Below are 25767 nucleotides of genomic sequence, written 5' to 3' on the forward strand. Positions count from 1 at the left end.
ACTTTTTTTGTTGAAAAAATATCGGTTTAATATAACCAAAGTAAAAATGGGTTTAAAAATAGCCATACAGGGAATCAAGGGGTCTAACCATCATCAAGTGGCCTTGGATTATTTTGAAAATGAGGTTGATCTGGTAGAGTGTATGTCTTTCCATAGCTTGGTAGATCATTTATTGGATGCCACGGCAGATAAAGGTATAATGGCTATTGAGAATTCTATTGCAGGATCGATAATACCTAATTATGCCCTTGTAAATGATAAAAACCTGCACATTATAGGAGAGTATTATTTAAATATACACCATAATTTAATGGGGCTAAGAGGGCAAACGATCCAAGATATATCGGAAGTGCGGTCGCATCCTATGGCACTTTTACAATGTAGGGAGTTTTTAAAGACCTACCCCCATATTAAAATGGTTGAAGATGTAGATACCGCAGAGACCGCTAAACAGATTCATGACAAGCAATTAAAAGGAATTGCGGCGATTGCACCTAAGGTTGCGGCAGATTTATATGATCTGAATATTATTTCACCTGATATACAGACCATTAAAGATAACTCCACCCGATTTATTATCGTAAAGACCACCAATAAAGAATTGCCGAAAAGTGAAATCAATAAGGCTTCTATACGTTTCGTTACCGATCATAAAAGAGGTAGTCTAGCTACGGTTTTGAATGTAATGAGCGATTGTAATTTGAACTTAACCAAAATACAGTCCTTGCCCATTATTGAATCTCCTTGGAAATATGCCTTTTTTGTTGATGTTACATTTGATGAATATGATAATTTTGCCAAGGCAAAATCACTTTTGAGAATCATGACCCATGATTTTAAGGTTTTGGGGGAATATAAAAATGCAAGAATATGATTGTTACTGCGGATAGATTAAAAACGGTTGAAGAATACTACTTCTCTAAAAAATTAAGGGAAGTGCGTGGACTTATCGCAGCAGGAAAGCCCATAATAAATATGGGAATAGGAAGTCCGGACCTGGCTCCTTCGAAAAGTGTCCTAGATGCCATTACCGAATCCTTGGCGGATGACGGGGCACATCAATATCAAAGTTATCAGGGACTGCCGGAACTTAGGGAAAGTTTTGCGGATTTTTACAAAACAAAATTCGGTGTAATACTTCACTCCAATACAGAGGTTTTGCCCTTAATGGGTTCCAAGGAAGGAATCATGCATATAAGCATGGCCTTTTTGAATGCCGGTGATGAGGTTTTAATACCAAATCCTGGTTATCCAACATATACATCGGTAACTAAATTGGTCGGTGGGGTTCCTAAGCTTTATGACCTAAATGCTGAAGGGGAGTGGTTTCCTGATTTAGATACATTGAGACAACAAGATCTGTCCAAAGTAAAATTAATGTGGGTCAGTTATCCACATATGCCTACAGGTGCTACCGCAAGTAAGGATCAATTGAAAAGATTGATAAGTTTTGCCAAAGAAAACGATATACTACTGATAAACGATAACCCCTATAGTTTTGTATTGAACAATGATCCATCGAGTATTTTGGCTATCGAAGGGGCAAAAGAGGTCGCGTTGGAACTGAATTCGTTGAGCAAGACCTTTAATATGGCAGGTTGGCGTGTTGGTATGGTATTGGGCAATGCCGCCCATATCGACGCTATTTTAAAAGTGAAGAGTAATATGGATTCTGGAATGTTCTACGGTATTCAAAAAGGCGCGATCGCAGCTTTGAAAAGCGGGGAAGACTGGTTCAGGTCTTTGGATGAAGTTTACCAAAAAAGGAGAGAATTGATTTTCGAATTGGCCAAAGCACTGAATTGTACCTATGATAAAAATGCAGTGGGAATGTTCGTTTGGGCAAAATTGCCCGAAAATTCACTGGCTTCCGAGGATTTTATTGATAAGGTGTTGTATGATAAGGATATATTCATAGCTCCAGGAACTATTTTCGGTAGTAATGGGGAGGGTTATATTCGATTCTCACTTTGCGTAAAAGAGGAAAAAATTAAAGAAGCATTAGATAGATTTTAAGATGAATGTATTTGTAGTCGGTGTAGGTTTGATTGGGGGCAGTATGGCCAAGGATATTAAACGGTTGCATCCTGAAGCCAAGATTTATGGTGTAGACACCAATGTTATCCATTTAGAAGAGGCAATGGCCCTAGATTTGATTGATACCAAGGCGGGTTATGAAGATTTGGGTTTGGCAGATGTTGTCATAGTAAGTATTCCGGTAAACGCCATGCTTACCGAGATTCCGAAAATATTGGATCAAATTAATGATGATTGCGTTGTGCTCGATGCGGGTTCTACCAAAGCGGCTTTGTGCAAAAGTCTGGACGACCATAAGAAACGAAGAAATTTTTTAGCATGCCACCCTATTGCGGGTACTGAATTTTCAGGCCCTTCAGCAGCAATAGAAAATTTGTACCAAGGAAAGACCAATATTATCTGTGAGGTTGAAAAGACCGCTTTTAAACTTCAGGAAAGGGCATTGGCACTATTTCAACAATTGGGCATGCGAATACGGTACATGAATCCTGAAGCGCATGATAAGCATATCGCCTACGTATCCCATTTATCACACATAAGTTCTTTTATGTTAGGTAAGACGGTAATTGATAAAGAAAGAAATGAACGGGATATATTTGACATGGCGGGAAGTGGATTTGAAAGCACCGTACGTTTGGCAAAAAGTTCACCGGCCATGTGGGCCCCTATTTTTGAACAGAACAAGGAAAATGTCGTTGACAGTTTGGATGAGTATATCGAAAATCTTCAAGCATTTAAAGAATTGTTGGTCAAGAACGATTATGAGGGCATTTATGATGAAATGAACAATACGAATAAAATCAAGGAAATATTAAAAGGAATACCTTTGAACAAATAAGAGGAAAGTAAAATGGAGAATTCAAAAGAAATGAGAACGTGGTTAGATGATTTGGGACTAGATCATCCTTTGGTAATTGCAGGGCCATGTAGTGCAGAGACAGAAGAGCAGGTCATGAAAATAGCCCATGAGCTAAAAGACACAGATGTTAATTACTTTAGGGCAGGTATCTGGAAACCAAGAACACGCCCAGGTAATTTTGAAGGTGTTGGTGCTTTGGGCCTTAAATGGTTACAGAGGGTAAAGGAAGAAACAGGATTGAAGACCGCGACCGAAGTGGCCAATAAGGCCCATGTGGAATTGGCTTTGGAACATGACATCGATCTATTGTGGATCGGTGCCCGTTCAACGGTTAGTCCGTTCATAGTACAGGAAATCGCAGATGCTTTGGAAGGTACCGATAAAATCGTATTGGTGAAGAACCCGGTAAATCCGGATTTATCTTTATGGTTAGGGGCTGTAGAAAGACTGCATAGCAAGAATATCAAGAAGTTGGGTGTTATCCATAGGGGATTTTCAACCTATGAAAAATCTAAATATAGAAATATTCCGGAATGGCAATTGGCCATTGAATTACAGACCAAATTCCCTGATTTACCATTGATCAACGATCCATCGCATATTACAGGCAATAGGGACATGATCTTTGATGTTTCCCAAACCGCATTGGATCTTAATTTTGACGGACTCATTGTTGAGACCCATTTTGATCCAGATAATGCCTGGAGTGATGCTGCCCAGCAGGTAACACCAAAGACCCTGGTGCAGATCATGAAAGATCTTCGTATACGTAAAGAAACCGATGAAGAAGCGGAATTCAATAGTAAATTGAGTAACCTAAGGACACAAATTGATATCATAGATAATCAATTGATCGATATGTTAGGTAAGAGAATGAAGATTTCTGATGGTATTGGCAGTCTTAAGAAACAAAAGAACGTGGCTATACTTCAAAGTAATCGATGGAATTCGATTTTAGGAAGTATGATCCTAGAAGGGGAATCTAAAGGGTTGAGCGAGGAGTTTATACTTCGGATGTTCAAAGCGATTCACCAAGAGTCAATCAATCATCAAGAAAAGATAATGCAAGGCTAGAATTAAAATCCCGATTTAAATCGGGATTTTTTTTTGAAAACTGTAACACTTTTATTTGTTTACCATCTTTAGATAAATCTAAACGAGTAATGATGAAGAAAATACTTTTCCTTTTAGTGGTAATGGGTTCCATTACGGCATCGGCCCAAAGAATGATAGACAAGGAAGTCGGGGACTTCAATAAAATAAAGGTTTTTGATCTTATAGAGGTGAATCTTATAAAATCCGACGAAAATAGGATTATCATTAAAGGTGAGAATGTTTATGATATCAAATTTGTAAATACGGATGGTACTTTGAAATTACGAATGCAATTGGAGAAAAAATTCACCGGGGAAGATACCTTTATTGAAGTGTTTTACAAACATTTAGACGTTATTGATGGTAACGAAGGTGCCAAGATCGTTTGTAATGAATTGATAGAGCAAGACCATCTTGAAATCCGTTCCCAAGAAGGGGCCCAGATAAAGGCAGGATTGAATGTCGTTGATTTGGAGGTCAGGGCAGTGACCGGAGGAATCGTGGAAGCTTCAGGTTTGGCAAAAAACCAATGGATCGTATTGAATACTGGTGGTATTTTTGAAGGAAAGGAATTGCAAACATCGTATACAGATGTTAAAATTACCGCAGCAGGTGAGGCCGAGGTCTTTGCCTCTGAAAAAGTAGATATCAAAGTGAGGGCCGGTGGCGATGTTTATGTCTATGGTAATCCACGGGAAGTCAATAAAAAAACCCTGGCCGGTGGCAGGGTTCATATAATAGATTGAAAATAAAAAAACCCGGTCCAAGACCGGCTTTTTTTATCGCTTAAAAATGTAGCGGGTAATGAATATGCCCTGCCCATCACCTTTGCCGCCATCGCTTTCCACGGCACTGGTCACGAAAGCCAGTTCCCATCCCTCGGCAACCATGGCATTCAATTTCGAAGTGATTACAGCATCATTTGCAGCGATGTTCTGAAAACGGATTCCACCAATATTGAAAAAGTTCAATAGTTTGGTCTCTTCAAAATTCTTCACCCTGATTTCATCCCGTTTAGATTTATTTCGTGTCTTGTCCTCTTCAGATTGTACACTTGTGAATTCCTTATAATCTTTTTCTTCCAAGGTGCTGATCAAACGAGACCTTCCGATGCCACTGGGAACAATTGATTCAACGCTTGTGATTACGGTGTACTCTTGTGCACTTAGGTCTAAAGAGATTAGACTTAAAAGAAGACAAACTAATACTACTGGTTTTTTCATAATACGTGTTTTTAAGGTTTTGGATTGATATTTTTTTAATTGGGTGTCCGGGTTGTTCAAAACAAAAAGACCCAACTGTTTAGCTGGGTCTAAGTTAAAAATCATTTAAGTATCCGGGTTATTGAATAGAGAAATCAAAAACAGATTGATTTTCCCTTCCTTGCGGTACTTGCCCTTGGTAAATAAAGCAATACTCCCCTGGCTCTAAGGCATCTGGAGTCACTTTGAATTTATTTCCTTCTATTTCTTCCATTGAAAAGTTAAGGGCATATTTAGGGTCGATACCACTACTGCTTGTAATCCAACTATCCTTACCTGTAATTACTTCCCTTAAATTTTTACGCTCCTTAACCGTTAGTTTAACCAGAACGAATTCATTAGGGTTGCTGGCCATTCTAAACCACCAATTGAAAATGCCGGTATCTCCACCTTGGTTGTTCTGCATATTGTCAACTTCCGTTACACTTGGGTCGAATATAAAAGTGAATTCAGGTGAATTGGTTTTAAGCACATTGTTCGAGTGAACACCTGGTAGTTGTGCTTTTTTCTTTGAATTGATTAATCCAGAGACCAATTTTTGGGCAACTGCATTTGAGTTTGAACCTGAAAAAACACTTGGATGTATTAACTTATCCTCTCCATTTTCTGCCAAGTAATATATACCGGTTTTCGATTTTGTATTTTGTTTGGATTTATCCATGATCAACGAAATGACCTCGGAAGAAACACCGGCTTTTTTTAAATTGCCCAATGCTGAAATAGAAGCGTCGAATTTCACATCTGAGGTATTGATCTTGTCGATGATCATATAATCATCGAAACCAAGTTCCATCATCTGTACCACAGATTCGTTGGTAATGGTTTCTTGCGCCACCAATACGCCCGAAAAGGTAAATAATAAGAGATAAATAGTTTTCTTTACTAGATTCATTTTTGCTTTGTTTATTGGTTATTGTGTTAATGGGAACTGAGCCAAATTTATAGTATTTTATGTTAATAAAAACAGTTACTTTGTAAAATCGTGAAATTTGTTCATTAATGAAAGGCATAGTTTATAAGTCGACAGGGAGTTGGTATACCGTTAAATCGGAAGATGGGGATTTTTACGAATGTCGCATAAAAGGCAAGTTTCGTATAAAAGGGATAAAAAGCACAAATCCCGTCGCTGTAGGGGATCACGTTATATTCGAAGTTGAGAATGCCGACGAAAAGACCATTGGGATTATTACCGAAATCGAAGATCGTAAGAATTATATTGTTCGAAAATCGGTTAAACTTTCGAAGCAGACACATATAATCGCATCTAATCTGGATCAGGTTTTCCTGTTGGTCACCATTAAGAACCCCAAGACCTATACGATTTTCATTGATCGTTTTTTGGTTACTGCCGAGGCCTATGACATTCCGGCCATTTTACTTTTTAATAAGATAGACAGTTATGATGAAAATGAGTTGCTCGAGGTTAAGTATTTGGCGGCCCTTTATCGTAAAATCGGGTATACCTGCATCGGGATTTCTGCAACGACAGGCAAAAACGTTGATAAGGTAAAGGAATTAATGATAGGGAAAACCAGTATGTTCTCAGGAAATTCGGGAGTGGGAAAATCAACCCTGATCAACGCTTTGGAGCCTTCATTACAGATTAAGACCACTGAAATTTCCGAACAACATCTTCAAGGGCAACATACCACGACTTTCGCTGAAATGTTCGATTTAAGTTTCGATGCCCAGATAATAGATACCCCTGGGATTCGTGGCTTTGGTATTTTCGATATGGAGAAAGATGAAATAGGTGACTATTTCCCTGAATTCTTCAAGTTGAAAGGCGGATGCAAATTCAATAACTGCCTGCATTTGGATGAGCCTAAATGCGCAGTGAAGGAAGCGCTGGAAAATGATGAGGTGGCCTGGAGCAGATACAAAAGTTATGTTCAAATGGTTACCGGTGATGACGATACCTATAGAATTGATATTTTTGAGAAACCTTAAATTATTTAGAACGGAATTGTCATGAAAGCTGTTATACAAAGGGTTTCTAAGGCCAGTGTTACCGTAGAGGGGGAACTCATTTCGAATATTGGGAATGGATTACTTATTTTATTAGGGATAGGGAATGGGGATGATGAAAAAGATATTGAATGGCTTTCCCGGAAAATCGTGAATCTTCGAATTTTCAATGATGAAAACGGGGTTATGAACAAGTCTCTGCTTGAAAACGGGGGAGATGCCATTGTAGTTAGCCAGTTTACTCTACAGGCTTCAACAAAGAAAGGAAATAGGCCTTCTTATATTAAAGCGGCCAAGCCCGACATTTCCATCCCTTTGTACGAGGGATTTGTTAAAACCATACAGAAAGATCTTGGAAAGGAAGTGGGTACAGGTGTTTTCGGCGCAGATATGAAAGTTGATTTATTGAATGATGGTCCTGTAACGATCATTATCGACACTAAATCGAAAGAATAGCAACTTTCTTAAAATCTTCTTAAATAAATGTAAGAAAATTAGTAAATTGGAGGTGTAGTAATTTAACCATACTAAACCAATGCGCTTTCTATTAATGCTATGTGCCTTTATGGCATATACCTCTCTCTATCCTCAAGAAAATAGTTATCAAATTTCTAAAATTAACCCGCTTTTGACCAAAAATGCCAACGCCGTTGTGCGCTTGGACGAAATGAAGGTCGAGGTATTGGCCAATGACTTAATGGTTTACGAAGTTAAGCAGGTGGTTACTGTTTTGAATAAAGAGGGTAATAGTGATGCAAGGACACAATTGTATTATGATAAGGAAAGGAGAATCAAAAGTATTGAAGCGCTTGTTTATGATAAAAATGGGAAAGAAATAAAGCGAATCAAAAAAAAGGATTTTCAGGATTTAAGTGCAGCGGATGGTTTTTCACTTTATAACGATGATAGGTTATTGTATTATCGTTATACCCCTGTACAATATCCTTATACATTGGTGTACGAATATAAAGTAGAAACCAGTGATACGGGCTTTTTTCCACCATGGTATTTTATTTCGGGATACGAGGTAAGTGTTGAAAAAAGCCATTATGAAATTGTTTATTCAAATGAAGGCTCAAAGCCGGAGATAAAGGAGTATAACCTTGATGGATTTGATTTTCAAAAAGACATTACGCCAGGAAAAGTCGTTTATAAAGCGGAGAATATCCCTGCTTTTAAATATGAACAATTAGGGCCTTCGTTTGTTGATATAGCACCAAGATTGAAGGTAAGGTTAAGGAATTTTACTCTAAAAGGGGTTGAGGCCAACGTTGCTGATTGGAATGATTTAGGGGCGTGGATGGATAATAAGTTATTAAAAGGGCAAGATGGGCTTCCTGAGGAAACTATAAACAAAATTAGAGAGTTGGTCAGAGGGGTAGATGATACGCTTGAAAAAGCGAAAATCGTTTATCAATTTGTGCAAGACAATACTAGGTATATAAGTGTTCAAATCGGGATAGGGGGTTGGCAGCCTATAAGTGCCATCGAGGTAGATAAAGTGAAGTATGGTGATTGTAAAGGTTTGTCAAATTATACTAAAGCTCTTTTGAAAGAAGTAGGGGTTGAAGCTTATTATACCGTGGTACAAGCGGGAAATACAAAGTTTGATTTTGATAAGGATTTTTCCGTGCTTCAGGGGAACCACGTTATTTTGGCCGTTCCTTACCAAGATGAGTATTATTGGATTGATTGCACCTCGCAAGTTCATCCTTTTGGGTTTATTGGGGATTTTACCGATGATAGAAATGTTTTGGTAGTTAAGCCAGGTGGTGGTGAAATTGTTAAGACCACATCTTATTTGAACGAACAAAATAAACAAACGACAAAAGCTGCTTATGAAATATCTTCTGAGGGGACGATTATCGGTGAAGCGAAGATTCAAACCACAGGTATCCAATATGATAATAGATTTCATTTAGAAAAAGAAACTAGTGAAAATGTTGAAAAGCATTATAAGGACTATTGGAGTAATATTAATAACCTTAATATAGAGTCTTACGAATTTATGAATGATAAGAACGAGATTTCATTCCAAGAGAAAGTGGTCTTGAATGCAAAAAATTATGGTGCTATAAGTAATAATCGAATGATTTTTGAATTGAATGCGTTCAATAGAATAGACTACATACCTAAAAGATATCGTGAAAGAATAAGGCCTTTCGAGATTCAGCGGGGATACGTAGATAAAGAAGTGTACAACGTTAAATTACCCAATGGTTATAGCGTTGAGGCTATACCCGGTAATAAGGAGGTGAACTCTGAATTTGGTTCCTATACTATTTCTGTAGATTTAAAAGATGAAGAAAACATTCAATACACTAGAACTTTTTCACTGAAGTCAGGGGTTTACCCTCCCAATAAATATAACGATTATAGAAATTTCAGAAAAAGTGTCGCCAAACTTGAAAAGGGGAAAGTGGCATTGGTTAAGAACAATTAGTAAGGCAAAATTAATTACAATATGCGTATCAATTTCATTTTAGTTTTCACAGGACTTTTTTTAACTAATATTTTAGCACAAGAACCAAAATTCGGTAACATAACCAAAGAAGAGCTGACGCAAAAGGAATATGCCCTGGACACCACGGCATCTGCCGTGGTAACCTACCGTAAAGTTTCCATTACCTATGAATACGTTAAAGGGGTAGGGTTTAAGGTACTTACAAATATCCATGAACGTATGAAAATATATTCTTCCGAAGGTTTTAAATATGGAACAATCTCAGAGAATTTGTATAAGTCGGGATCGGATAGGGAAACCATAGGGGCTATTAAGGCAATCACCTATAATTTAGAGAATGGTAAGATCGTGAAGTCTAAATTGGCTAAAGGGGATATTTTCGAAGAGGAGGTAAATAAGCATAGGCTTCGAAAAAAGTTCACCATGCCCAATTTAAAGGCGGGCAGTGTTATTGAATATAAATATGGGATTTCTTCTCCTTTTAACTATAACATAGATGAAATCGTGTTACAGTATGATATTCCTATTGTACAACAAGAAATAAAAGTCTCTATACCCGAATACTTTGTTTTTAAAGAGCGTACTAAAGGGTATTTGCATTTTGATATCAAGAGGTCAAGTGATTCGGGAAGTATTGCCTTTTTGTCTACTAATAAAACGTCAGGTAGTGGTTTGCAACCTCAACGGACTTCAATGTCAAGCTCGTCGATTGATTATCTTACAAAAGAATCTGATATTAGAATGAAAGACGTTCCGGCTTTGAAACCTGAACCGTTCATTAATAATATAAATAATTATAGAAGCTCATTAAAATTAGAATTGCAGTACACCAAATTCCCAAATTCGTCTATAAAGAATTATACAAGTAATTGGGAAAAGGTTGTAAAGAAAATCTATGATCACGAGTCTTTCGGAGGTCAATTGAACAAATCCAAATATTTTAAGGATGATTTAAATACGGTTCTCCAAGGTAAAGCGACCAGTCAAGATAAAATGTTGGCCATTTATCAATTTGTGAAAGAGAGAATGAACTGGAATAATAACTATGGTTATACCTCAGATGAAGGGGTTAAAAAAGCTTATGAGTCTAAAACCGGTAATATTGCCGATATTAATTTGATTTTGGTAGGAATGCTGCGAGCGGCAAACTTAAAAGTGAACCCAGTTCTAATTAGTACCAGAAACCATGGTATACCTTTATTCCCCACGCTGGAAGGTTTTAATTACGTTGCAGCCTCTGTAAACATTGATGGTAATACTATCTTACTTGATGCTTCTAATAAATTTGCAAAACCCGACTTGCTCCCGACCAGGGCATTAAATTGGTCTGGGCGAATTGTTGCTGAAAATGGAGCTTCCAAAGAACTTTCATTAATGCCTAAAATAAGGGCTGGTAAGATAGTTATGCTTGATGCCGAATTATCGGATTCAGGAGAATTGAACGGGAAAATAAGAAGGGTATTGGAAGATGATTATGCGGCCTATGTGTTCAGGAATATATATGAAGCTATGGATGAAGATAGTTATCTTGGAAAGTTAGAGGAGAAGTATGACGGAATAGAGATTGAGGAATATATGATTAAAAACAAACTCAATATAGGTAAACCGATAGTTGAAAATTTTGATTTCTATGGAGAGGATTTAGTTGAGTTCATAGGTGATAATATTTATATGTCGCCAATGCTCTGGTTTACCACTGCGGAAAATCCATTTACTTTGGATGAACGTACATATCCTATAGATTTCACTTATCCAACCAAGAATAAATACATGTTTAAAATAAAGATTCCCGATGGTTATAAGGTAGATTTTTTACCAGAACCTATCACTCTTGTAATGCCTCAAAAACAAGCTAGTTTTAAATATGCATTAGGTGTGCTTAATGGGAATATCATCCAAGTTTCGGCAGTAGAACAAGTGAATGTTCCCATTGTTCAAGCTGGTAACTATCCAATTCTCAAGAATTATTATAAATCGGTTATTGAAAAACAGTTAGAAAAAGTAGTTTTGTCAAAAATAAATGGCAATGGGAATACAGAAAGCACAACAGGAGGTAGATAATTGGATCAAGGAGCATGGGGTACGTTATTTTAATGAACTGACCAATATGGCCCAACTTACCGAAGAGGTAGGGGAAGTGGCACGTATCATTGCCCGTAGATATGGCGAGCAGAGCGAAAAGGAATCGGATAAGGATAAGGATCTTGGGGAGGAGCTCGCCGATGTACTTTTTGTGGTACTGTGTCTGGCAAACCAAACAGGGATAGATCTAGAAGCGGCTTTTAATAAGAAAATGGATATAAAAACAAAGCGGGACCACGATAGGCACCAAAACAACGAAAAACTCAAATAATAGTATATTTGGGTCTTCTTTAAAAAAACAATCAAGTTGAAGCTACACCTAACTGGTCCGTCAGAACATTTATTAACATTTAATATACAGATAACCGGTTCTAAGAGTGAATCGAACAGGTCGCTATTGTTACAGGCTTTGTATCCTACCATTTCAATTCAAAACCTATCTAATTCTGATGATGCGAGGGTGATGCAAAAAGGCCTGAAAATCAGTAAAGGCGAAGTGGATATTCACCATGCAGGTACCGCAATGCGTTTCTTAACGGGGTATTTTGCCTCCCAAGAAGGTAAAGATGTAATATTGACCGGTTCAAAGCGAATGACCGAAAGGCCTGTGAAGGTTTTGGTCGAAGCCTTACGTAGTTTAGGGGCCGATATTGAATATGTAAATGAAGAAGGGTATCCTCCGATTAAAATAAAGGGTAAGAAACTTACTGAGAACAAAGTGAGTCTTCCGGCCAATATAAGTAGTCAATATATTTCTTCTTTGCTTTTGATTGCCCCCAGTTTGGAAAATGGTATTGAAATGGAGTTGATCGGGAAAATCACCTCTGTCCCATATATAAAAATGACCTTAAGTTTACTAGGTCAAATCGGGGTCGCCTCCTCGTTTGTAGGTAATACGATAAAGGTTTCATCCAAAAAACAGGTTGCCCCAGTTAAGTTGGTTGTTGAGTCGGACTGGAGTTCAGCTTCTTATTTCTATAGTATCGTTGCATTATGTGAGGTCGGGTCCAAAATAGAATTGGGGTCCTATAAAAAAGACAGTTTGCAAGGTGATAGTGTTCTTGCGGATATTTATAAAAGTTTTGGCGTTGAAACATCTTTTCAAAGGAACAAAGTTGTTTTAAAAAAAGAACGGATTCCAAAGCTGACCATTTTGGAGTGCGATTTGGCCAACGCCCCTGATATTGCCCAGACCATTGCGGTTACTTGCCTAGGATTGGGAATGGGTTGTGAGTTGACCGGATTGCATACGCTAAAAATCAAAGAAACAGATAGATTATTGGCCATGCATGCCGAACTATCAAAATTCGGGGCCAAGGTTCAAGTAACCGACAGGTCATTGTTGTTGGAGCCTTCTAACGGATTAAAATCCGAAGTGGCCGTAGATACCTATAATGATCATAGAATGGCTATGGCCTTTGCCCCTTTGGCATTGAAAACATCTTTTGTGGTCAATGATGCCGAGGTGGTTTCAAAATCCTATCCAGATTTTTGGGAAGACCTTAAAAAGTTGGGTTTTCGGTCCAAAGAGTTATAATTGTCATTTAATCATCGTTTTACTTGACAACCCCTATCTCGAGGTCGTATATTTGCAGCCGCAAAATTTTGCTAATAAAACTTACAATACGTACACCATATGAAATTATCACACTTCAATTTTGAACTTCCAAAAGAATTATTGGCCGAGTATCCTGCGGAAAACAGGGACGAATCCAAATTAATGGTCATTCACCGGGAAACCGGAAAGATCGAGCATAAAATGTTCAAAGATCTTATCGATTATTTTGATGAAGGTGATGTAATGGTCTTGAACAATACCAAGGTTTTCCCTGCAAGATTATATGGTAACAAAGAAAAAACCGGAGCGCGTATCGAGGTTTTCCTTCTAAGGGAACTTAATGAGGAGCAACGTCTATGGGATGTTTTGGTCGATCCTGCACGTAAAATACGTATTGGAAACAAACTTTATTTCGGGGAAGATGAAAGTTTGGTAGCTGAAGTTATTGATAACACAACCTCAAGAGGTAGAACATTACGTTTTTTATATGACGGGTCTTATTCTGATTTTAGGAGAAAACTTCGTGAATTAGGGGAAACCCCATTGCCTAAATACATCAAGAGGGAAGTTACACCCGAAGATGAGGATCGTTACCAAACCATTTATGCAAAACATGAAGGTGCTGTTGCAGCGCCAACTGCCGGATTGCACTTCTCCAGACACTTATTAAAGAGATTGGAGATTAAAGGGGTCGATTTTGCCGAGGTGACCTTACATGTTGGGCTTGGTACTTTTAATCCTGTTGAGGTTGAGGATCTTTCCAAGCATAAGATGGATAGTGAGGAGTTGATCATTGATGAAAAAGCGACTGAAATAGTAAATGCGGCAAAAGCCAATAAAAGAAAGGTATGTGCCGTTGGTACTACGGCCATGCGTGGGTTAGAGAGTGCGGTTTCATCCGAACATACACTGAATACCTTTAATGGGTGGACGAATAAATTCATTTTCCCTCCTTACGAGTTCAGTATAGCAACATGTATGATTACCAATTTCCATTTGCCAAAATCTACATTGTTGATGATGGTCTCTGCTTTTATAGGTCACGATTTGATGAAAAGGGCATATAAAGAAGCGATATTGGAAAACTATAAGTTCTATTCTTATGGTGATGCCATGTTGATCTTATAGCGATATAATTATTTCCGTTTAGAAGGAAATATTGAAATTACCGAAATGAAAAATCCCACTTTATCGATTTGTATTGAATGTGGGATTTTTTTATTGCCTAAATGAAATGGAGGAAAAAACAACTAAAAAGGATATTAGGGCATTGACCCTGGAACAGCTCCGCGATTTTTTCGTGCAAAGTGGTGACAAAGCGTTCAGGGGAAATCAGGTCTATGAATGGCTATGGCAAAAATCTGCCCATACTTTTGAGGTTATGACCAATATTTCAAAAGAAACCCGGGATTTGCTGGCTGCCAATTTTGTAATCAATCATATCAAGGTAGATTTAATGCAAAGAAGCTCGGATGGGACCATAAAGAACGCTGTTCGTCTGCATGATGATTTAGTGGTCGAGTCGGTATTGATTCCTACCAAAACAAGAACAACGGCCTGTGTTTCCAGTCAGGTAGGTTGTAGTTTGGACTGTAAGTTCTGTGCAACGGCCAGGCTAAAACGTATGCGTAATTTGAATCCCGATGAAATCTATGACCAAGTAGTTGCGATCGATAATGAAAGCCGCTTGTATTTTGACCGTCCTTTAAGTAACATTGTTTTCATGGGTATGGGAGAGCCATTGATGAATTACAACAATGTTTTGCAGGCCATAGAAAAAATAACTTCACCCGACGGTTTGGGCATGTCTCCTAAAAGAATCACCGTATCTACTTCAGGTGTGCCAAAAATGATCAGAAAAATGGCCGATGAGGGTGTAAAGTTCAATTTGGCGGTTTCCTTACATTCTGCCATTGACGAGATACGTACTTCGATAATGCCATTTAATGCCAAAATGAATTTGGCCGATCTAAGGGAAGCATTGCAATATTGGTATGGAAAGACCAAAAATAGGATTACCTATGAATATGTGGTGTGGAAAGGAATCAATGATTCACAGAAAGATGCCGATGCTTTGGTTCAATTTTGTCGTTTTGCTCCTTCAAAAGTAAATTTGATCGAGTATAACCCTATAGATGATGGTGAGTTTCAACAGGCAAATGACAAGGCCATTGAAATGTACGTGACCACTTTGGAAAGAAAGGGTATTACGGTAACCGTTCGCCGATCCAGAGGTAAGGATATTGATGCTGCCTGTGGTCAATTGGCCAATAAGTCATAACAATTTTGATGTCAAAATTCCGAATTCTGAGTTTACCCCGAAATTTTGCCTAAATTTATCCACCGAACCAGGTAAGACAATAAACCGAATTCTTGAAAATAGTAGCCCAAATAAAGGATCCCGTAAATCAGGAAATGGAACTTTTTGAAAATAAGTTCCGGGATTCCATGTCTTCGAAAGTTGCTCTATTGAACCGGATCACTTATTACATCGTAAACCGTAAAGGTAAGCAGATGAGGCCAATGTTCGTGTTTTTGACGGCCAAATTACTCAATAACGGGGAGGTTAACGAGCGTACGTATCGTGGGGCATCGATTATCGAACTTATACATACGGCAAGTCTGGTTCACGATGATGTTGTTGATGAAAGCAACAAACGACGTGGATTTTTCTCTATAAATGCCCTTTGGAAGAATAAAATTGCCGTACTCGTCGGTGATTATCTATTTTCAAAAGGATTGTTATTGTCCTTGGATCACAGCGATTTTGATTTACTTCGAATTATCTCAGTCGCCGTTCGTGAAATGAGCGAAGGTGAATTGCTACAAATTGAGAAAGCCCGTAGATTGGATATTGTTGAAGACGTCTATTATGATATAATTCGACAAAAAACCGCAACGCTCATTGCGGCGTGCTGTAGTATGGGTGCCTGCTCTGTAAAACCGGATTCCGAAGAAGTTGAAACTTTTCGAAAGTTCGGGGAATATTGCGGTATGGCCTTTCAGATAAAAGACGACCTTTTTGATTATGGTGATCGGCAAATCGGGAAACCCACGGGTATTGATATAAAAGAGCAGAAAATGACCTTGCCCTTGATCCATGTACTCAATACCTGCTCAAAAGCTGAAAAAAAATGGTTGATCAATTCGGTCAAAAACCACAATCGTGATAAAAAAAGGGTGAGGGAGGTAATTCAATTTGTAAAAGAGCAAGGGGGATTGGATTATGCCGAAAACAAAATGCACGAATTTAAACGACTAGCTTTGGATATTCTACTAACCTATCCCCAAACAAATTATCGGGACTCCCTGGAGCTTATGGTCAATTATGTGGTTGATAGAAAAAAATAATTTTCAATAAACTGTAAATCAAGTAATTGAAGTAATTTTTAGAAAATATTTTTTTTCCAGGCAACTATCTCTTCTTTTAATGCGTCTATCTTTATAGAAGCCAATTAAATCATTTTGAAGATCATAACCATATACAACAACGAGAAACAACTCATAAAGAAAGCAACTGCCGGTAATCCGGAAGCGCAGAAGCGACTTTATGATAAGTTCGCCCCTAAAATGTTGGGGGTTTGCAGGCAATATGTGAAGGACCTGCACTTTGCCGAAGACGTGATGATCAGTGGTTTTCTTAAGGTTTTTAAAAACTTGGGGTCCTTTGGGTTTCATGGGAGTTTTGAGGGGTGGATTCGTAAGATCATGATACGGGAAAGTATTTCGTATATAAGAAAGCAACAGTTTGTTGTGTATGATGACGAATTATATGAAAGAAATGAGCTTGAAGGGAATACCATTTCAACTGATATGGATGTTGAGCATATCCAAATGCTTATAGATGCCTTGCCCGAAGGGTATAAAGTGGTTTTTGTACTATATGTGGTTGAAGGATACAAACATCAGGAAATCGCAGAGCTTCTTCAAATCTCGGAAAACACCTCGAAATCCCAGTTGTTCAAGGCACGGAAAATGTTGCAAGAACAATTGCAACAGCAAAATATAATAGGTTATGGAAGTCGATAAATTTGAAAAACATATAAAAAAACATTTGAAAGAAAGGGAAATTTCCCCTTCTGAAAGAGCATGGGATACATTGTCCGAACAGTTGCCAAAGGCTGGGGCGAAGAAAAAAAATAAATTCCTTTGGTATAGCGTGGCGGCCGCATTTATTGGGGTGTTGATCGTATCAACGCTTTATGTCAAAAGAAATCAGGCACCTACCGAAATGCCAATTGAAGTTGTTGAAAAGTCGCAAGAAATCAATGTTCCTGAAAATGATAGGGATGTGATGGTTCCGATGAAAGAAGAGGATAAGTTGGTTGTGGTAAAAAAGAGTGAAATCAAAAAAGCCAAGGCCCCCATTGAAGTTCTATCGAAAACAGCGATAAAAGATGAGCCCAAATTCGCCGTTTTGGATAAAGATAAAATCACCAATGAAAGTTCAGATAAGGTAAAAACAAAAACCGAAGAACTTATAGATGCTAAAATCGCGGAATTGGCAACCCAGGTCCAATTTTTGGAGGGTGCCGACATTCAGGTGACAGATGCGGAGGTAGATTCCTTGCTACGGAAGGCCCAACGGGAGATCTTAGCCGATAAAATATTCAATGAAAAGGGCAAGGTCGATGCTATGGCGTTATTAGATGAGGTTGAAAACGAGCTCGACCAAACATTCAGGGAACAGATTTTTGAATCCTTGAAAACGGGATTCCTTAAAGTAAGAACAGCGGTCGCCGATCGTAACAATTAATATTCATCAATCAATCAACGATCTTCTTTAGCCTGCCCTCTATCCATGGGGGCAGGAGAGGAAGGTCCAAAAATCAAAATCAGTATGAGAGTTATTATTATCTATTTAGTAGTGTGGTTTGCCGCTTTTGCAGTTCAGAAAGTCGCTGCTCAGGAAAATGGGGATTATCAACACAAGATTGAAATGCTGAAAGCCAAAAAAGAGCAAATTGGCCAACAGGAAAAGGAGGCATTAAAGATCGAGGTTGAAGAAATCAACAAACGGTACGAAAAAAATCAAATAAGCTATGAAGAGGCTAAAATCCTAAAGGAGTCCGTAGCTAAAAAGAGGGCATTGAACATAGAAAACCGCATGGCGATCGTGGATAACGAAATTCTCCTATTGGAGCGGAATGATGGCGTTGTACTTGAAACAGAAGTGGTTGACAGCTCTGGTGTTAGTGCGTTTGAAATTAAATTTGACCTTAAAAGAAGTGATGGGTCTTCAATGATTTGGGAAAGACACAAAAGAATAAAGAAAGAATTGAAATATGATAGACGAACCTATTCCGATTTTGTATTGGCAATTGGTCTCAACAATGCCCTAATCGATGGGCAGTCGATAAACGACTCCCCATATAAAATAGGAGGCAGCCGGTTTTTTGAAATGGGCTGGTCTTGGCGCACAAGGGTTTTTAAAAACACCAATTTTGTGCGATTGAATTATGGGTTTTCTTTTCAATTCAACGGATTAAAGCCTAAAGACAATCAATATTTCGTAGCGGAAAATGGGCAGGTTGAATTACAGGAGTTTGAATATGATTTAAAGAAATCCAAATTGAGAATGGATAACCTTGTATTTCCGGTCCATTTGGAATTCGGCCCATCAAAACTTCATAAAACAGATAAAACCATACGATATTCTTTAAGGAACCAGTTCCGTTTAGGGGTCGGTGCTTACGGCGGATTTAATCTGGGTACCCGTCAAAAATTGAAATATAATCGTAATGGGGATAGTGTAAAGGACAAATTAAAAAGAGGGTACAATACCAATGATCTGGTGTATGGTCTAAGTGCCTATGCCGGTGTGGAAGGGGTGTTATTATATGCAAAATATGATCTGAACCCTCTATTCAAGGATGCCTTGGTGGATCAGCACAATATATCCCTTGGCCTTCGTTTCGACCTTTAATTAAAATCGGCCCTAGAAGCTTTTGCGGAAAGGGCTTTTTTTTACTGGCCCGTTAATTGCGATATTTATTCTATAAGGGCTTTTCGGTTTAAAGCATCTTTCATTTCCTCTGTAAACTCCTCTTTATAATATACTCGTTTACAATGGGAACATTCGATAACCTCGCTTGTGGAAATTTTAAAAAGCTTGATCCAAAATAGGTGAAAGTAATTGGAGCGGATATAAGCGGTAAGGGTATTGGTCTGTTCGCAAAAACTACATTTTACATTGGTAAGTTTTCGTATTTGCTCCTTTCCGGGGCGGGTACCGAAGAATAGAATCATATGCGTAGGATTGAATGTCTAAGATAAGCTAAAAATTGCCTATTTTTATTGGCTATTTTATTCAGCGAATGATTTCAAAATCGACCATAGACAAAGTATATGAAAGTGCCCGTTTAGAGGAGGTGATCGGTGATTTTGTGCAGTTAAAAAAATCGGGGTCCAATTTTAAGGGGCTAAGTCCGTTCTCCGATGAGCGTACGCCGAGTTTCATGGTATCGCCCGTAAAACAGATTTGGAAAGATTTCAGTAGCGGTAAAGGGGGTAATGTTGTTGCCTTTCTAATGGAGCATGAGCATTTTACCTATCCCGAAGCCATAAAGTATTTGGCCAGAAAATACAATATCGAGATAGAGGAAACAGAACGTACCGATGAACAAAAGCAAGAAGCTAATGAACGGGAGAGTATGTATTTGGTTTCTGAATTTGCCCAGGCCCATTTTTCGGAAATGCTATGGGAGTCCGAGCTTGGGAAAGCTATAGGTATGACCTACTTTAAAGAAAGGGGATTTACCGATGGGACCATCAAGAAATTCGGATTGGGATATTGTCTGGACCAATGGGATGGCTTTACCAATGCCGCTTTGGATAAAGGGTATAAACTCCACTATTTGGAGAAAACGGGACTTACCATTGTTAAAGAAGATGCCAATAACCCTAACAATCCACGAAAATTCGATCGTTTTAAAGGGCGGGTAATGTTTCCGATACATTCCATGAGCGGACGGGTGTTGGGTTTTGGAGGTCGAATTTTGACCAATGATAAAAAAGCGGCCAAATATTTAAATTCCCCTGAAAGTGATATTTACCATAAGAGCAAGGTGCTTTATGGCATTTATTACGCCAAACAGGCCATTGCCAAAGAAGATAATTGTTATTTGGTCGAGGGGTATACCGATGTGATCCAATTTTATCAAAGGGGCATTCATAATGTGGTGGCTTCCAGTGGCACGGCTTTAACTCCCGAACAGATTCGACTTATTAATCGGCTCACAAAAAATATAACGGTCCTTTTTGATGGGGATGCGGCAGGTCTAAGGGCATCTCTCAGGGGTATAGATCTTATTCTTGAACAGGGGATGAACGTGAAGGTCTGTACTTTTCCAGAAGGGGAAGACCCGGATAGTTTTGCCAAGAACAATGATTTAGAGGAACTTAGTCAGTATCTGCAAGATAATTCCAAGGACTTTATTCAGTTTAAAGCATCATTATTGGTTAAAGAAGCGGCCAATGATCCCATAAAAAGGGCCGATACGGTTAGGGATATTGTACATAGTATTTCCAAGATTCCCGATCGTATACAAAAAGAGATCTATATTCAGGAATGTGCCCAGATAATGAACATTTCGGAAGCTGTTCTGTTCAATACCTTGGCGCAGATCAGTAAAAAGGATATTGCAGATGCCACGAAAAAAGTAAAACAGGAACAAAAGGCTTTCGATGTAGTCAAGAATGATCCCGTACCCCAAAAAGTTGATGTACAATATGAATTGGAGCGGAAGATTATAGAGTTGTTGTTGTTATACGGCAAGAACCAAGAGAAATTTGAGGATTTGATATTGAAGGAAAATGAGGAGGGTGATCTTGTTTTAGAGCCCGAGTCGGTAGAGGCCAGGGTTTTTGAGAAAATCTATTTAGATCTTCAAGATGATGAAATAGAATTGACGAATCCGAATTTCAAGAATATTTACTACAAATTGATTGAGGAATTAAACCAAGCCGAGGATTTTACGGTCAATACCTTTATTGCTGAACTTGATCAAGAAATGGTGATTGAAATATCTTCTATTTTAATGGAAGAGGAGAAGTATACCTTACATAATTGGGAAAGTAAAGACATATATCCCAAAGATAAAAATATCGGTATATCCCAATTGGTAAGCGAAACCATATTGACCCTACGCTGTTACTTGATCAAGAAAAGAATGGAGGCCCTGCAAAATAGCACGGAGGAAAATACCACCGATAACAGTGAGACGTTGGAAGAGATCATGAATTATTTGCAACTGAATAAACTGTTGAATAAAAAATTGAACAGGGTGCTGTCCTAAACTTAAAAAAAGAATAAGGGTGTAAGGATAAAAAAAACCTGACCGATCGGTCAGGTTTTTTCAGTTTTATGATTTTTTTGAATTTAATACAACTCCAGAGCTTTGGCTTGTTGCAATAAATCGACCATATTGTCCACATTTAACTTTTTCATTAAACGGGCTTTATAGGTGCTAACGGTTTTTTCGTTAAGGTTAAGACCTTCGGCAACATCTTTGTTACGTTTTCCGCTGGCCAATAATTTAAGGACCTCGACTTCCCTTGTAGATAATTTTCTAAAGAATCTACGTGGTTTTTGGGTGCCTTCGTCAAATGCTAAACGTTGAGCTAGTTCGTTGGTAATGAACATATTGCCTTCACTTACCTTCTTGACTGCGGATATTATGTAGTCGATGTCAGAAGCTTTTGAAAGGTAGCCGAATGCACCGGCCCTAATTGTACTTAAGGCATAGACATCTTCAGATTGTCCACTGTACATTAAAACCCTTACATCAGGATATTCTTTTTTCATTCTCCTTAAAGTGGCTATACCATTTATTTCCGGGATGTCCATTTCCAACATAACCACATCAGGGGAAGTTGTTTCTAGCTTTTTGAAAAGCTCGGAGGTAGTTGAAACATCATCGATAACTTCAAATCCACTTGCATTGTTCAATACTTGTTTAACTCCCATTCTTATAATTGGATGGTTGTCAGCAATTAACACTTTAATCATCTTGTTACTTTTTTTCGAGAAATTCTGCCCATTTAGGTGTATTTAAATTATGACACACAATGTAGGGCTAAATCCTGTAATTCAATAAGCAAATTTGAATTTATTTGAGAAAATATGGTATTTTACTCGTCTTATGTGCTTGATTATTAGTTAAGCGGTTGTTTTTGTAGGCTTGGTTTAAGGTAAATGGGTAAAGATTTCAAATAAAATTGGAGGACGGAATCTACTTTTGTTTGTTTGGGAAAATACCTCTTTTGTATCGCAATAATTGTCGATTACCTTTCTTTTGTTGCTCGTTCCCTATGGTATTTGGCACATAGTTGGCGTGCGCAATTACAATGTTGGGCTAAATGGGCGTTGTCAAATGCTAAGGGTCTTGATATGCGACTATGGTCATTGGGTCAATTCCTCTCGGTACGCCTATTACAAATTATCAGGTTCCACTTATATGGTCATGCGGGGTTCATTACTTGTCGGGGGCATACTCAAATACCTTTTCGATTTTCACAAGGGGATATTATTTGGTTAAAACAATTAACTTTGCCGATGAAAAATAGAGCCTTACTGTTTTGTATTAAAATTTAAAGGATAATTTTTTATATGAAAAAACCATTTTTTTTATCGTTGATGCTGGCCTTAACTTTCATGGGTTGCAAAAATGAGGACAAAATAGCGGAAGCTGTTAATAAAATACCATTGCAGCTCAAGGTATCCAGATTCGATAGTGAATTTGCGAAAGCAACACCCGCCGATATTCCAAAATTAAGAAAAACGTATCCTTATTTATTTCCTGCGCCCGATAGTGTTTGGGTAGCTAAATTACAAGATTCCCTACAGATAGAGCTAAGGGGGGAAGTGATGAATGAGTTTAGTGATTTTGATGCGGAGCTAACGGATATTGAAATGCTGTTCAAGTATATAAAATATTACTTCCCTAAAAGTGAGGTGCCTACTTTGATTACCGTTACCAATGATGTGGATTATGAGAACCGCATTATTTTGGCCGATAGTTTATTGCTTGTGGGGTTAGATAATTATTTAGGACCCGATCATAAGTATTATACGGGAATGCAAAAATATATTGCTGCGGCCATGAATCGGGATTTTATGGTAAGTGACATCGCAAATGCATTTGCCAATAAAGTGGTGCCAAGGCCTAGGGGAAGAACTTTTTTGGATCAGGTAATTTACTATGGTAAGATCTTGTACCTAAAGGATAAGATAATGCCTTTTCAATCCGATAGTCGAAAAATAGGTTACTCAGAAGATCAATTGGCATGGGCGCATGCTAACGAAGAGCCTATGTGGAGATATTTTATAGAAAGGGAACTACTTTACAGTACCGACAATAAGTTGGCATTACGATTTTTGGACCCTGCTCCGTTTTCTAAATTCGGATTGGAACTTGATAATGAATCCCCAGGACGATTAGGGCGTTATTTAGGTTGGCAGATCATACGTTCCTTTATGGATCGCAACGACGTGTCCTTACAACAACTGTTGAACCTCTCTGCAGAGGAAATTTTTAAGAAATCCAATTACAAACCAAATAAATAAATGGCAAAATTACATACATCGGAGATAAGTTTAAAAGTGGGGTTGGATGAGAATCGGGTACCTGAAAGACTAACGTGGTCAGCTGAGGACGGCGGTATTGATAATGAAGAGGCAAAGGCAATGATGCTTTCTGTATGGGATAGTAAGAACCAGGAATCCTTGAAGATTGATTTATGGACAAAAGATATGCCCGTTGATGAAATGAAGGTGTTTTTCCACCAAACCTTGGTCTCCATGTCAGATACCTTTATGAAAGCCACCCAAGATGAAAAAATGACAGCTACCATGAAAGATTTTTGTGCGTATTTTGCTGAAAAGTTGGAATTGAATAAATGATCCCATAATAAGTTTGGGTGATTTCGAGGTTCATAAAGAGACAATAGGCCTAAAGCGTTTTCGAAATGTAAATCCAATCTTACCAAAAACCTTAAAAAATAGCAAAATTTAATATAAGATTGACTTGATTCAGTATGTGAATTTTAAGTAATTGTAGTACTTTTGAGGCTTGTTTTAGTTACAACAATAAACAATCGAAATATGGAAGACGTAGAGAAATTTGATATCGATGTTTTAGGTGAGGCTTTATATGATTCACCTTTAGGTTTAAGTAAAAGAAAAGGTGATGATATTTTCAATTTTGTTACCGATAAAGATAGGGTTTTACGGTACATTTCCTTGAATGACCATAATAATTGTGTAAAGGGAGAACAAGAACCTGTAGCACTTGAGAAAGCGGGCCCTAGGGAAAAGATATACTTTAATACTAAAAAAACAAAAGCGGCCATAGTCACATGTGGGGGCTTGTGTCCCGGAATCAATAATGTGATCCGTAGTTTGGTCATGGGCCTTCATTATTTTTATGAGGTCAAAGAGATACTTGGTGTGCGATATGGTTACGAGGGGTTAATTCCTTCATACGGGCATGGTTTTGTAGATTTAACTCCCGAGTATGTAAAAGATATACATCAATTTGGAGGAACGATCTTAGGTTCTTCAAGAGGAGGTCAAGATGTCGGCGAAATGGTCGATACATTATACAATAACGGAATAGATATGTTGTTTGCCATTGGTGGTGACGGTACGCTTAAGGGTGCCAATGCCATTGGTGATGAAATTGCTAAAAGAGGTTTGAATATTTCAGTAATTGGTATTCCTAAGACCATTGATAATGATGTGAGTATCATAGATAAAACATTCGGTTTTGAAACCGCATATCATGTGGCCAACCCAATAATCAGGGATGCCCATAATGAAGCTACGGGAGCGTATAACGGTATCGCAATTGTAAAACTTATGGGTCGCGATAGCGGATTTATCGCAGCCTCAGCTGCAATCTCAATGCCGGTGGTCAACTTTGTTTTGGTACCTGAAATGCATTTTGAACTTGAAGGTGAAAATGGATTTTTGGAAACCCTTAAAAAACGATTAGATGCCAAACAGCATGCGGTTATCGTGGTTGCTGAAGGGGCCGGTCAAAATTTATTCAATAAAGAAGGTAAGGAAAAGGTCACCGATGCATCAGGAAATGTTCAACATGATGATATAGGTTTGTTGTTGAAGAATGAAATCGCTGAATTCTTTAAGAAAAAGGATTATGAAGTGACCATCAAATACATTGACCCTAGTTATATTATCAGAAGTGCACCTGCGAATCCTGGAGATAGCGTATTCTGTAGTGGTTTGGCTTACCATGCATTACATGGGGCTATGGCCGGTAAAACGAAGTTCGTTGTAGGCCGGGTAAACAACCAATATGTGTATCTGCCCATTTCTGCAGTGACATCCTCACGTAAGAAAATAAATATGGAGGGTGGATTTTGGTTCGCTGCCTTGGAGAGTACCGGGCAACCTTTCGAGATGAGGTAATTTTCAATA

Annotated in this window: 25 protein-coding genes; 21 read left to right on the forward strand and 4 right to left on the reverse strand. The window is 38.2% G+C overall.

The genetic code is table 11. The annotated features are described in order from the left end of the window. Positions 1 to 46 precede the first annotated feature (46 nt). The 5 genes from R3X28_RS17105 to R3X28_RS17125 all read left to right on the forward strand — a co-directional run bounded on the left by R3X28_RS17105 (position 47) and on the right by R3X28_RS17125 (position 4737). Positions 47 to 874: a prephenate dehydratase gene (locus R3X28_RS17105; protein ID WP_154368996.1), complete on the forward strand. Its 828-nt coding sequence runs from the start codon at positions 47 to 49 to the stop codon at positions 872 to 874. Next, on the forward strand, positions 871 to 2016 hold the full coding sequence (locus tag R3X28_RS17110; RefSeq protein WP_317665964.1) for a pyridoxal phosphate-dependent aminotransferase: 1146 nt from the start codon (positions 871 to 873) through the stop codon (positions 2014 to 2016). Before R3X28_RS17105 ends, R3X28_RS17110 begins: the two co-directional genes overlap by 4 nt. A 1-nt stretch (position 2017) precedes the next feature. Continuing rightward, complete coding sequence (locus tag R3X28_RS17115; RefSeq protein WP_317665966.1) at positions 2018 to 2875, forward strand: prephenate dehydrogenase; 858 nt, start codon at positions 2018 to 2020, stop codon at positions 2873 to 2875. Between the two features lie 12 nt (positions 2876 to 2887). After that, a complete protein-coding gene (locus tag R3X28_RS17120; protein WP_154368990.1) occupies positions 2888 to 3970 on the forward strand; it encodes a bifunctional 3-deoxy-7-phosphoheptulonate synthase/chorismate mutase type II in 1083 nt (360 codons plus the stop codon). A gap of 92 nt (positions 3971 to 4062) precedes the next feature. Next, entirely contained in the window at positions 4063 to 4737 is a 675-nt protein-coding gene (locus tag R3X28_RS17125) for a head GIN domain-containing protein (RefSeq protein WP_317666053.1), read from the forward strand. A gap of 33 nt (positions 4738 to 4770) precedes the next feature. On the opposite strand, the gene R3X28_RS17130 is transcribed toward R3X28_RS17125, so the two are convergent. Further along, the gene (locus tag R3X28_RS17130) at positions 4771 to 5214 is read right to left on the reverse strand and encodes a hypothetical protein (RefSeq protein WP_154368988.1); all 444 of its coding nucleotides are present in this window, start codon (positions 5212 to 5214) and stop codon (positions 4771 to 4773) included. Positions 5215 to 5332: 118 nt separating this feature from the next. Continuing rightward, positions 5333 to 6145: a hypothetical protein gene (locus R3X28_RS17135; protein WP_154368986.1), complete on the reverse strand. Its 813-nt coding sequence runs from the start codon at positions 6143 to 6145 to the stop codon at positions 5333 to 5335. 107 nt (positions 6146 to 6252) lie between these two features. On the opposite strand from R3X28_RS17135, the gene rsgA reads away from it, so the two are divergent. The 12 genes from rsgA (at position 6253) to R3X28_RS17195 (ending at position 19251) form a co-directional block, all read left to right on the forward strand. Further along, positions 6253 to 7203, forward strand: coding sequence for a ribosome small subunit-dependent GTPase A (gene rsgA / locus R3X28_RS17140; RefSeq protein WP_317665969.1), 951 nt, complete (start codon positions 6253 to 6255; stop codon positions 7201 to 7203). Between the two features lie 21 nt (positions 7204 to 7224). Further along, a complete protein-coding gene (gene dtd, locus R3X28_RS17145; RefSeq protein WP_317665971.1) occupies positions 7225 to 7677 on the forward strand; it encodes a D-aminoacyl-tRNA deacylase in 453 nt (150 codons plus the stop codon). Positions 7678 to 7756: 79 nt separating this feature from the next. Then, a complete protein-coding gene (locus R3X28_RS17150; protein ID WP_317665973.1) occupies positions 7757 to 9664 on the forward strand; it encodes a DUF3857 domain-containing protein in 1908 nt (635 codons plus the stop codon). A gap of 21 nt (positions 9665 to 9685) precedes the next feature. Next, positions 9686 to 11746: a DUF3857 domain-containing protein gene (locus tag R3X28_RS17155; RefSeq protein ID WP_317665975.1), complete on the forward strand. Its 2061-nt coding sequence runs from the start codon at positions 9686 to 9688 to the stop codon at positions 11744 to 11746. After that, positions 11712 to 12038 carry a nucleotide pyrophosphohydrolase gene (locus tag R3X28_RS17160; RefSeq protein ID WP_154368980.1) on the forward strand — a complete coding sequence of 109 codons (327 nt, stop codon included), beginning with the start codon at positions 11712 to 11714 and terminating at the stop codon, positions 12036 to 12038. Before R3X28_RS17155 ends, R3X28_RS17160 begins: the two co-directional genes overlap by 35 nt. Positions 12039 to 12074: 36 nt before the next feature. Next, the gene (locus tag R3X28_RS17165) at positions 12075 to 13304 is read left to right on the forward strand and encodes a 3-phosphoshikimate 1-carboxyvinyltransferase (protein ID WP_317665978.1); all 1230 of its coding nucleotides are present in this window, start codon (positions 12075 to 12077) and stop codon (positions 13302 to 13304) included. 99 nt (positions 13305 to 13403) lie between these two features. Beyond that, on the forward strand, positions 13404 to 14453 hold the full coding sequence (gene queA, locus R3X28_RS17170; RefSeq protein WP_154368976.1) for a tRNA preQ1(34) S-adenosylmethionine ribosyltransferase-isomerase QueA: 1050 nt from the start codon (positions 13404 to 13406) through the stop codon (positions 14451 to 14453). 106 nt (positions 14454 to 14559) lie between these two features. Beyond that, a complete protein-coding gene (gene rlmN / locus R3X28_RS17175; RefSeq protein WP_154368974.1) occupies positions 14560 to 15606 on the forward strand; it encodes a 23S rRNA (adenine(2503)-C(2))-methyltransferase RlmN in 1047 nt (348 codons plus the stop codon). Between the two features lie 92 nt (positions 15607 to 15698). Continuing rightward, a complete protein-coding gene (locus R3X28_RS17180; RefSeq protein WP_154368972.1) occupies positions 15699 to 16676 on the forward strand; it encodes a polyprenyl synthetase family protein in 978 nt (325 codons plus the stop codon). Positions 16677 to 16790: 114 nt separating this feature from the next. Further along, a complete protein-coding gene (locus R3X28_RS17185) occupies positions 16791 to 17354 on the forward strand; it encodes an RNA polymerase sigma factor (RefSeq protein WP_317665981.1) in 564 nt (187 codons plus the stop codon). Continuing rightward, complete coding sequence (locus R3X28_RS17190; protein ID WP_317665983.1) at positions 17341 to 18081, forward strand: hypothetical protein; 741 nt, start codon at positions 17341 to 17343, stop codon at positions 18079 to 18081. The genes R3X28_RS17185 and R3X28_RS17190 overlap by 14 nt, the downstream gene beginning before the upstream one ends. An 84-nt stretch (positions 18082 to 18165) precedes the next feature. Further along, the gene (locus R3X28_RS17195; RefSeq protein ID WP_317665985.1) at positions 18166 to 19251 is read left to right on the forward strand and encodes a hypothetical protein; all 1086 of its coding nucleotides are present in this window, start codon (positions 18166 to 18168) and stop codon (positions 19249 to 19251) included. Positions 19252 to 19316: 65 nt separating this feature from the next. Here R3X28_RS17195 and R3X28_RS17200 read toward each other — a convergent pair whose 3' ends face one another. After that, complete coding sequence (locus R3X28_RS17200) at positions 19317 to 19574, reverse strand: zinc-ribbon domain-containing protein (protein WP_317665987.1); 258 nt, start codon at positions 19572 to 19574, stop codon at positions 19317 to 19319. 68 nt (positions 19575 to 19642) lie between these two features. Here R3X28_RS17200 and dnaG point away from each other — a divergent pair, with 68 nt between their 5' ends. Further along, positions 19643 to 21622: a DNA primase gene (gene dnaG / locus R3X28_RS17205; RefSeq protein WP_317666055.1), complete on the forward strand. Its 1980-nt coding sequence runs from the start codon at positions 19643 to 19645 to the stop codon at positions 21620 to 21622. A gap of 83 nt (positions 21623 to 21705) precedes the next feature. On the opposite strand, the gene R3X28_RS17210 is transcribed toward dnaG, so the two are convergent. Further along, positions 21706 to 22335 (reverse strand): response regulator transcription factor, encoded by a 630-nt coding sequence (locus R3X28_RS17210; protein WP_154368960.1) that lies wholly within the window; start codon positions 22333 to 22335, stop codon positions 21706 to 21708. A gap of 600 nt (positions 22336 to 22935) precedes the next feature. Here R3X28_RS17210 and gldB point away from each other — a divergent pair. The 3 genes from gldB to R3X28_RS17225 all read left to right on the forward strand — a co-directional run bounded on the left by gldB (position 22936) and on the right by R3X28_RS17225 (position 25758). Further along, entirely contained in the window at positions 22936 to 23892 is a 957-nt protein-coding gene (gldB, locus tag R3X28_RS17215) for a gliding motility lipoprotein GldB (protein WP_317665991.1), read from the forward strand. Further along, positions 23893 to 24228 carry a gliding motility protein GldC gene (gene gldC / locus R3X28_RS17220; protein WP_317665993.1) on the forward strand — a complete coding sequence of 112 codons (336 nt, stop codon included), beginning with the start codon at positions 23893 to 23895 and terminating at the stop codon, positions 24226 to 24228. Between the two features lie 201 nt (positions 24229 to 24429). Then, positions 24430 to 25758 (forward strand): ATP-dependent 6-phosphofructokinase, encoded by a 1329-nt coding sequence (locus R3X28_RS17225; RefSeq protein WP_154368954.1) that lies wholly within the window; start codon positions 24430 to 24432, stop codon positions 25756 to 25758. The last annotated feature ends 9 nt before the right edge of the window (positions 25759 to 25767 follow it).

Source organism: Maribacter sp. TH_r10 (assembly GCF_033101095.1).
GTDB classification, from domain to species: Bacteria; Bacteroidota; Bacteroidia; order Flavobacteriales; family Flavobacteriaceae; genus Maribacter_A; species Maribacter_A luteus.

Excerpts from the sequence above, each read along its gene's own strand:
- queA (WP_154368976.1), top strand. The coding sequence starts at position 13,404 with ATGAAATTATCACACTTCAATTTTGAACTTCCAAAAGAATTATTGGCC.
- R3X28_RS17160 (WP_154368980.1), top strand. The coding sequence starts at position 11,712 with ATGGGAATACAGAAAGCACAACAGGAGGTAGATAATTGGATCAAGGAG.
- R3X28_RS17210 (WP_154368960.1), bottom strand. The coding sequence starts at position 22,335 with ATGATTAAAGTGTTAATTGCTGACAACCATCCAATTATAAGAATGGGA.
- R3X28_RS17125 (WP_317666053.1), top strand. The coding sequence starts at position 4,063 with ATGAAGAAAATACTTTTCCTTTTAGTGGTAATGGGTTCCATTACGGCA.
- R3X28_RS17195 (WP_317665985.1), top strand. The coding sequence starts at position 18,166 with ATGAGAGTTATTATTATCTATTTAGTAGTGTGGTTTGCCGCTTTTGCA.
- R3X28_RS17105 (WP_154368996.1), top strand. The coding sequence starts at position 47 with ATGGGTTTAAAAATAGCCATACAGGGAATCAAGGGGTCTAACCATCAT.
- R3X28_RS17120 (WP_154368990.1), top strand. The coding sequence starts at position 2,888 with ATGGAGAATTCAAAAGAAATGAGAACGTGGTTAGATGATTTGGGACTA.
- rsgA (WP_317665969.1), top strand. The coding sequence starts at position 6,253 with ATGAAAGGCATAGTTTATAAGTCGACAGGGAGTTGGTATACCGTTAAA.
- R3X28_RS17190 (WP_317665983.1), top strand. The coding sequence starts at position 17,341 with ATGGAAGTCGATAAATTTGAAAAACATATAAAAAAACATTTGAAAGAA.
- R3X28_RS17130 (WP_154368988.1), bottom strand. The coding sequence starts at position 5,214 with ATGAAAAAACCAGTAGTATTAGTTTGTCTTCTTTTAAGTCTAATCTCT.
- R3X28_RS17155 (WP_317665975.1), top strand. The coding sequence starts at position 9,686 with ATGCGTATCAATTTCATTTTAGTTTTCACAGGACTTTTTTTAACTAAT.
- R3X28_RS17115 (WP_317665966.1), top strand. The coding sequence starts at position 2,018 with ATGAATGTATTTGTAGTCGGTGTAGGTTTGATTGGGGGCAGTATGGCC.
- R3X28_RS17150 (WP_317665973.1), top strand. The coding sequence starts at position 7,757 with ATGCGCTTTCTATTAATGCTATGTGCCTTTATGGCATATACCTCTCTC.
- gldC (WP_317665993.1), top strand. The coding sequence starts at position 23,893 with ATGGCAAAATTACATACATCGGAGATAAGTTTAAAAGTGGGGTTGGAT.
- R3X28_RS17200 (WP_317665987.1), bottom strand. The coding sequence starts at position 19,574 with ATGATTCTATTCTTCGGTACCCGCCCCGGAAAGGAGCAAATACGAAAA.
- dnaG (WP_317666055.1), top strand. The coding sequence starts at position 19,643 with ATGATTTCAAAATCGACCATAGACAAAGTATATGAAAGTGCCCGTTTA.
- R3X28_RS17110 (WP_317665964.1), top strand. The coding sequence starts at position 871 with ATGATTGTTACTGCGGATAGATTAAAAACGGTTGAAGAATACTACTTC.
- gldB (WP_317665991.1), top strand. The coding sequence starts at position 22,936 with ATGAAAAAACCATTTTTTTTATCGTTGATGCTGGCCTTAACTTTCATG.
- dtd (WP_317665971.1), top strand. The coding sequence starts at position 7,225 with ATGAAAGCTGTTATACAAAGGGTTTCTAAGGCCAGTGTTACCGTAGAG.
- R3X28_RS17135 (WP_154368986.1), bottom strand. The coding sequence starts at position 6,145 with ATGAATCTAGTAAAGAAAACTATTTATCTCTTATTATTTACCTTTTCG.
- rlmN (WP_154368974.1), top strand. The coding sequence starts at position 14,560 with ATGGAGGAAAAAACAACTAAAAAGGATATTAGGGCATTGACCCTGGAA.
- R3X28_RS17225 (WP_154368954.1), top strand. The coding sequence starts at position 24,430 with ATGGAAGACGTAGAGAAATTTGATATCGATGTTTTAGGTGAGGCTTTA.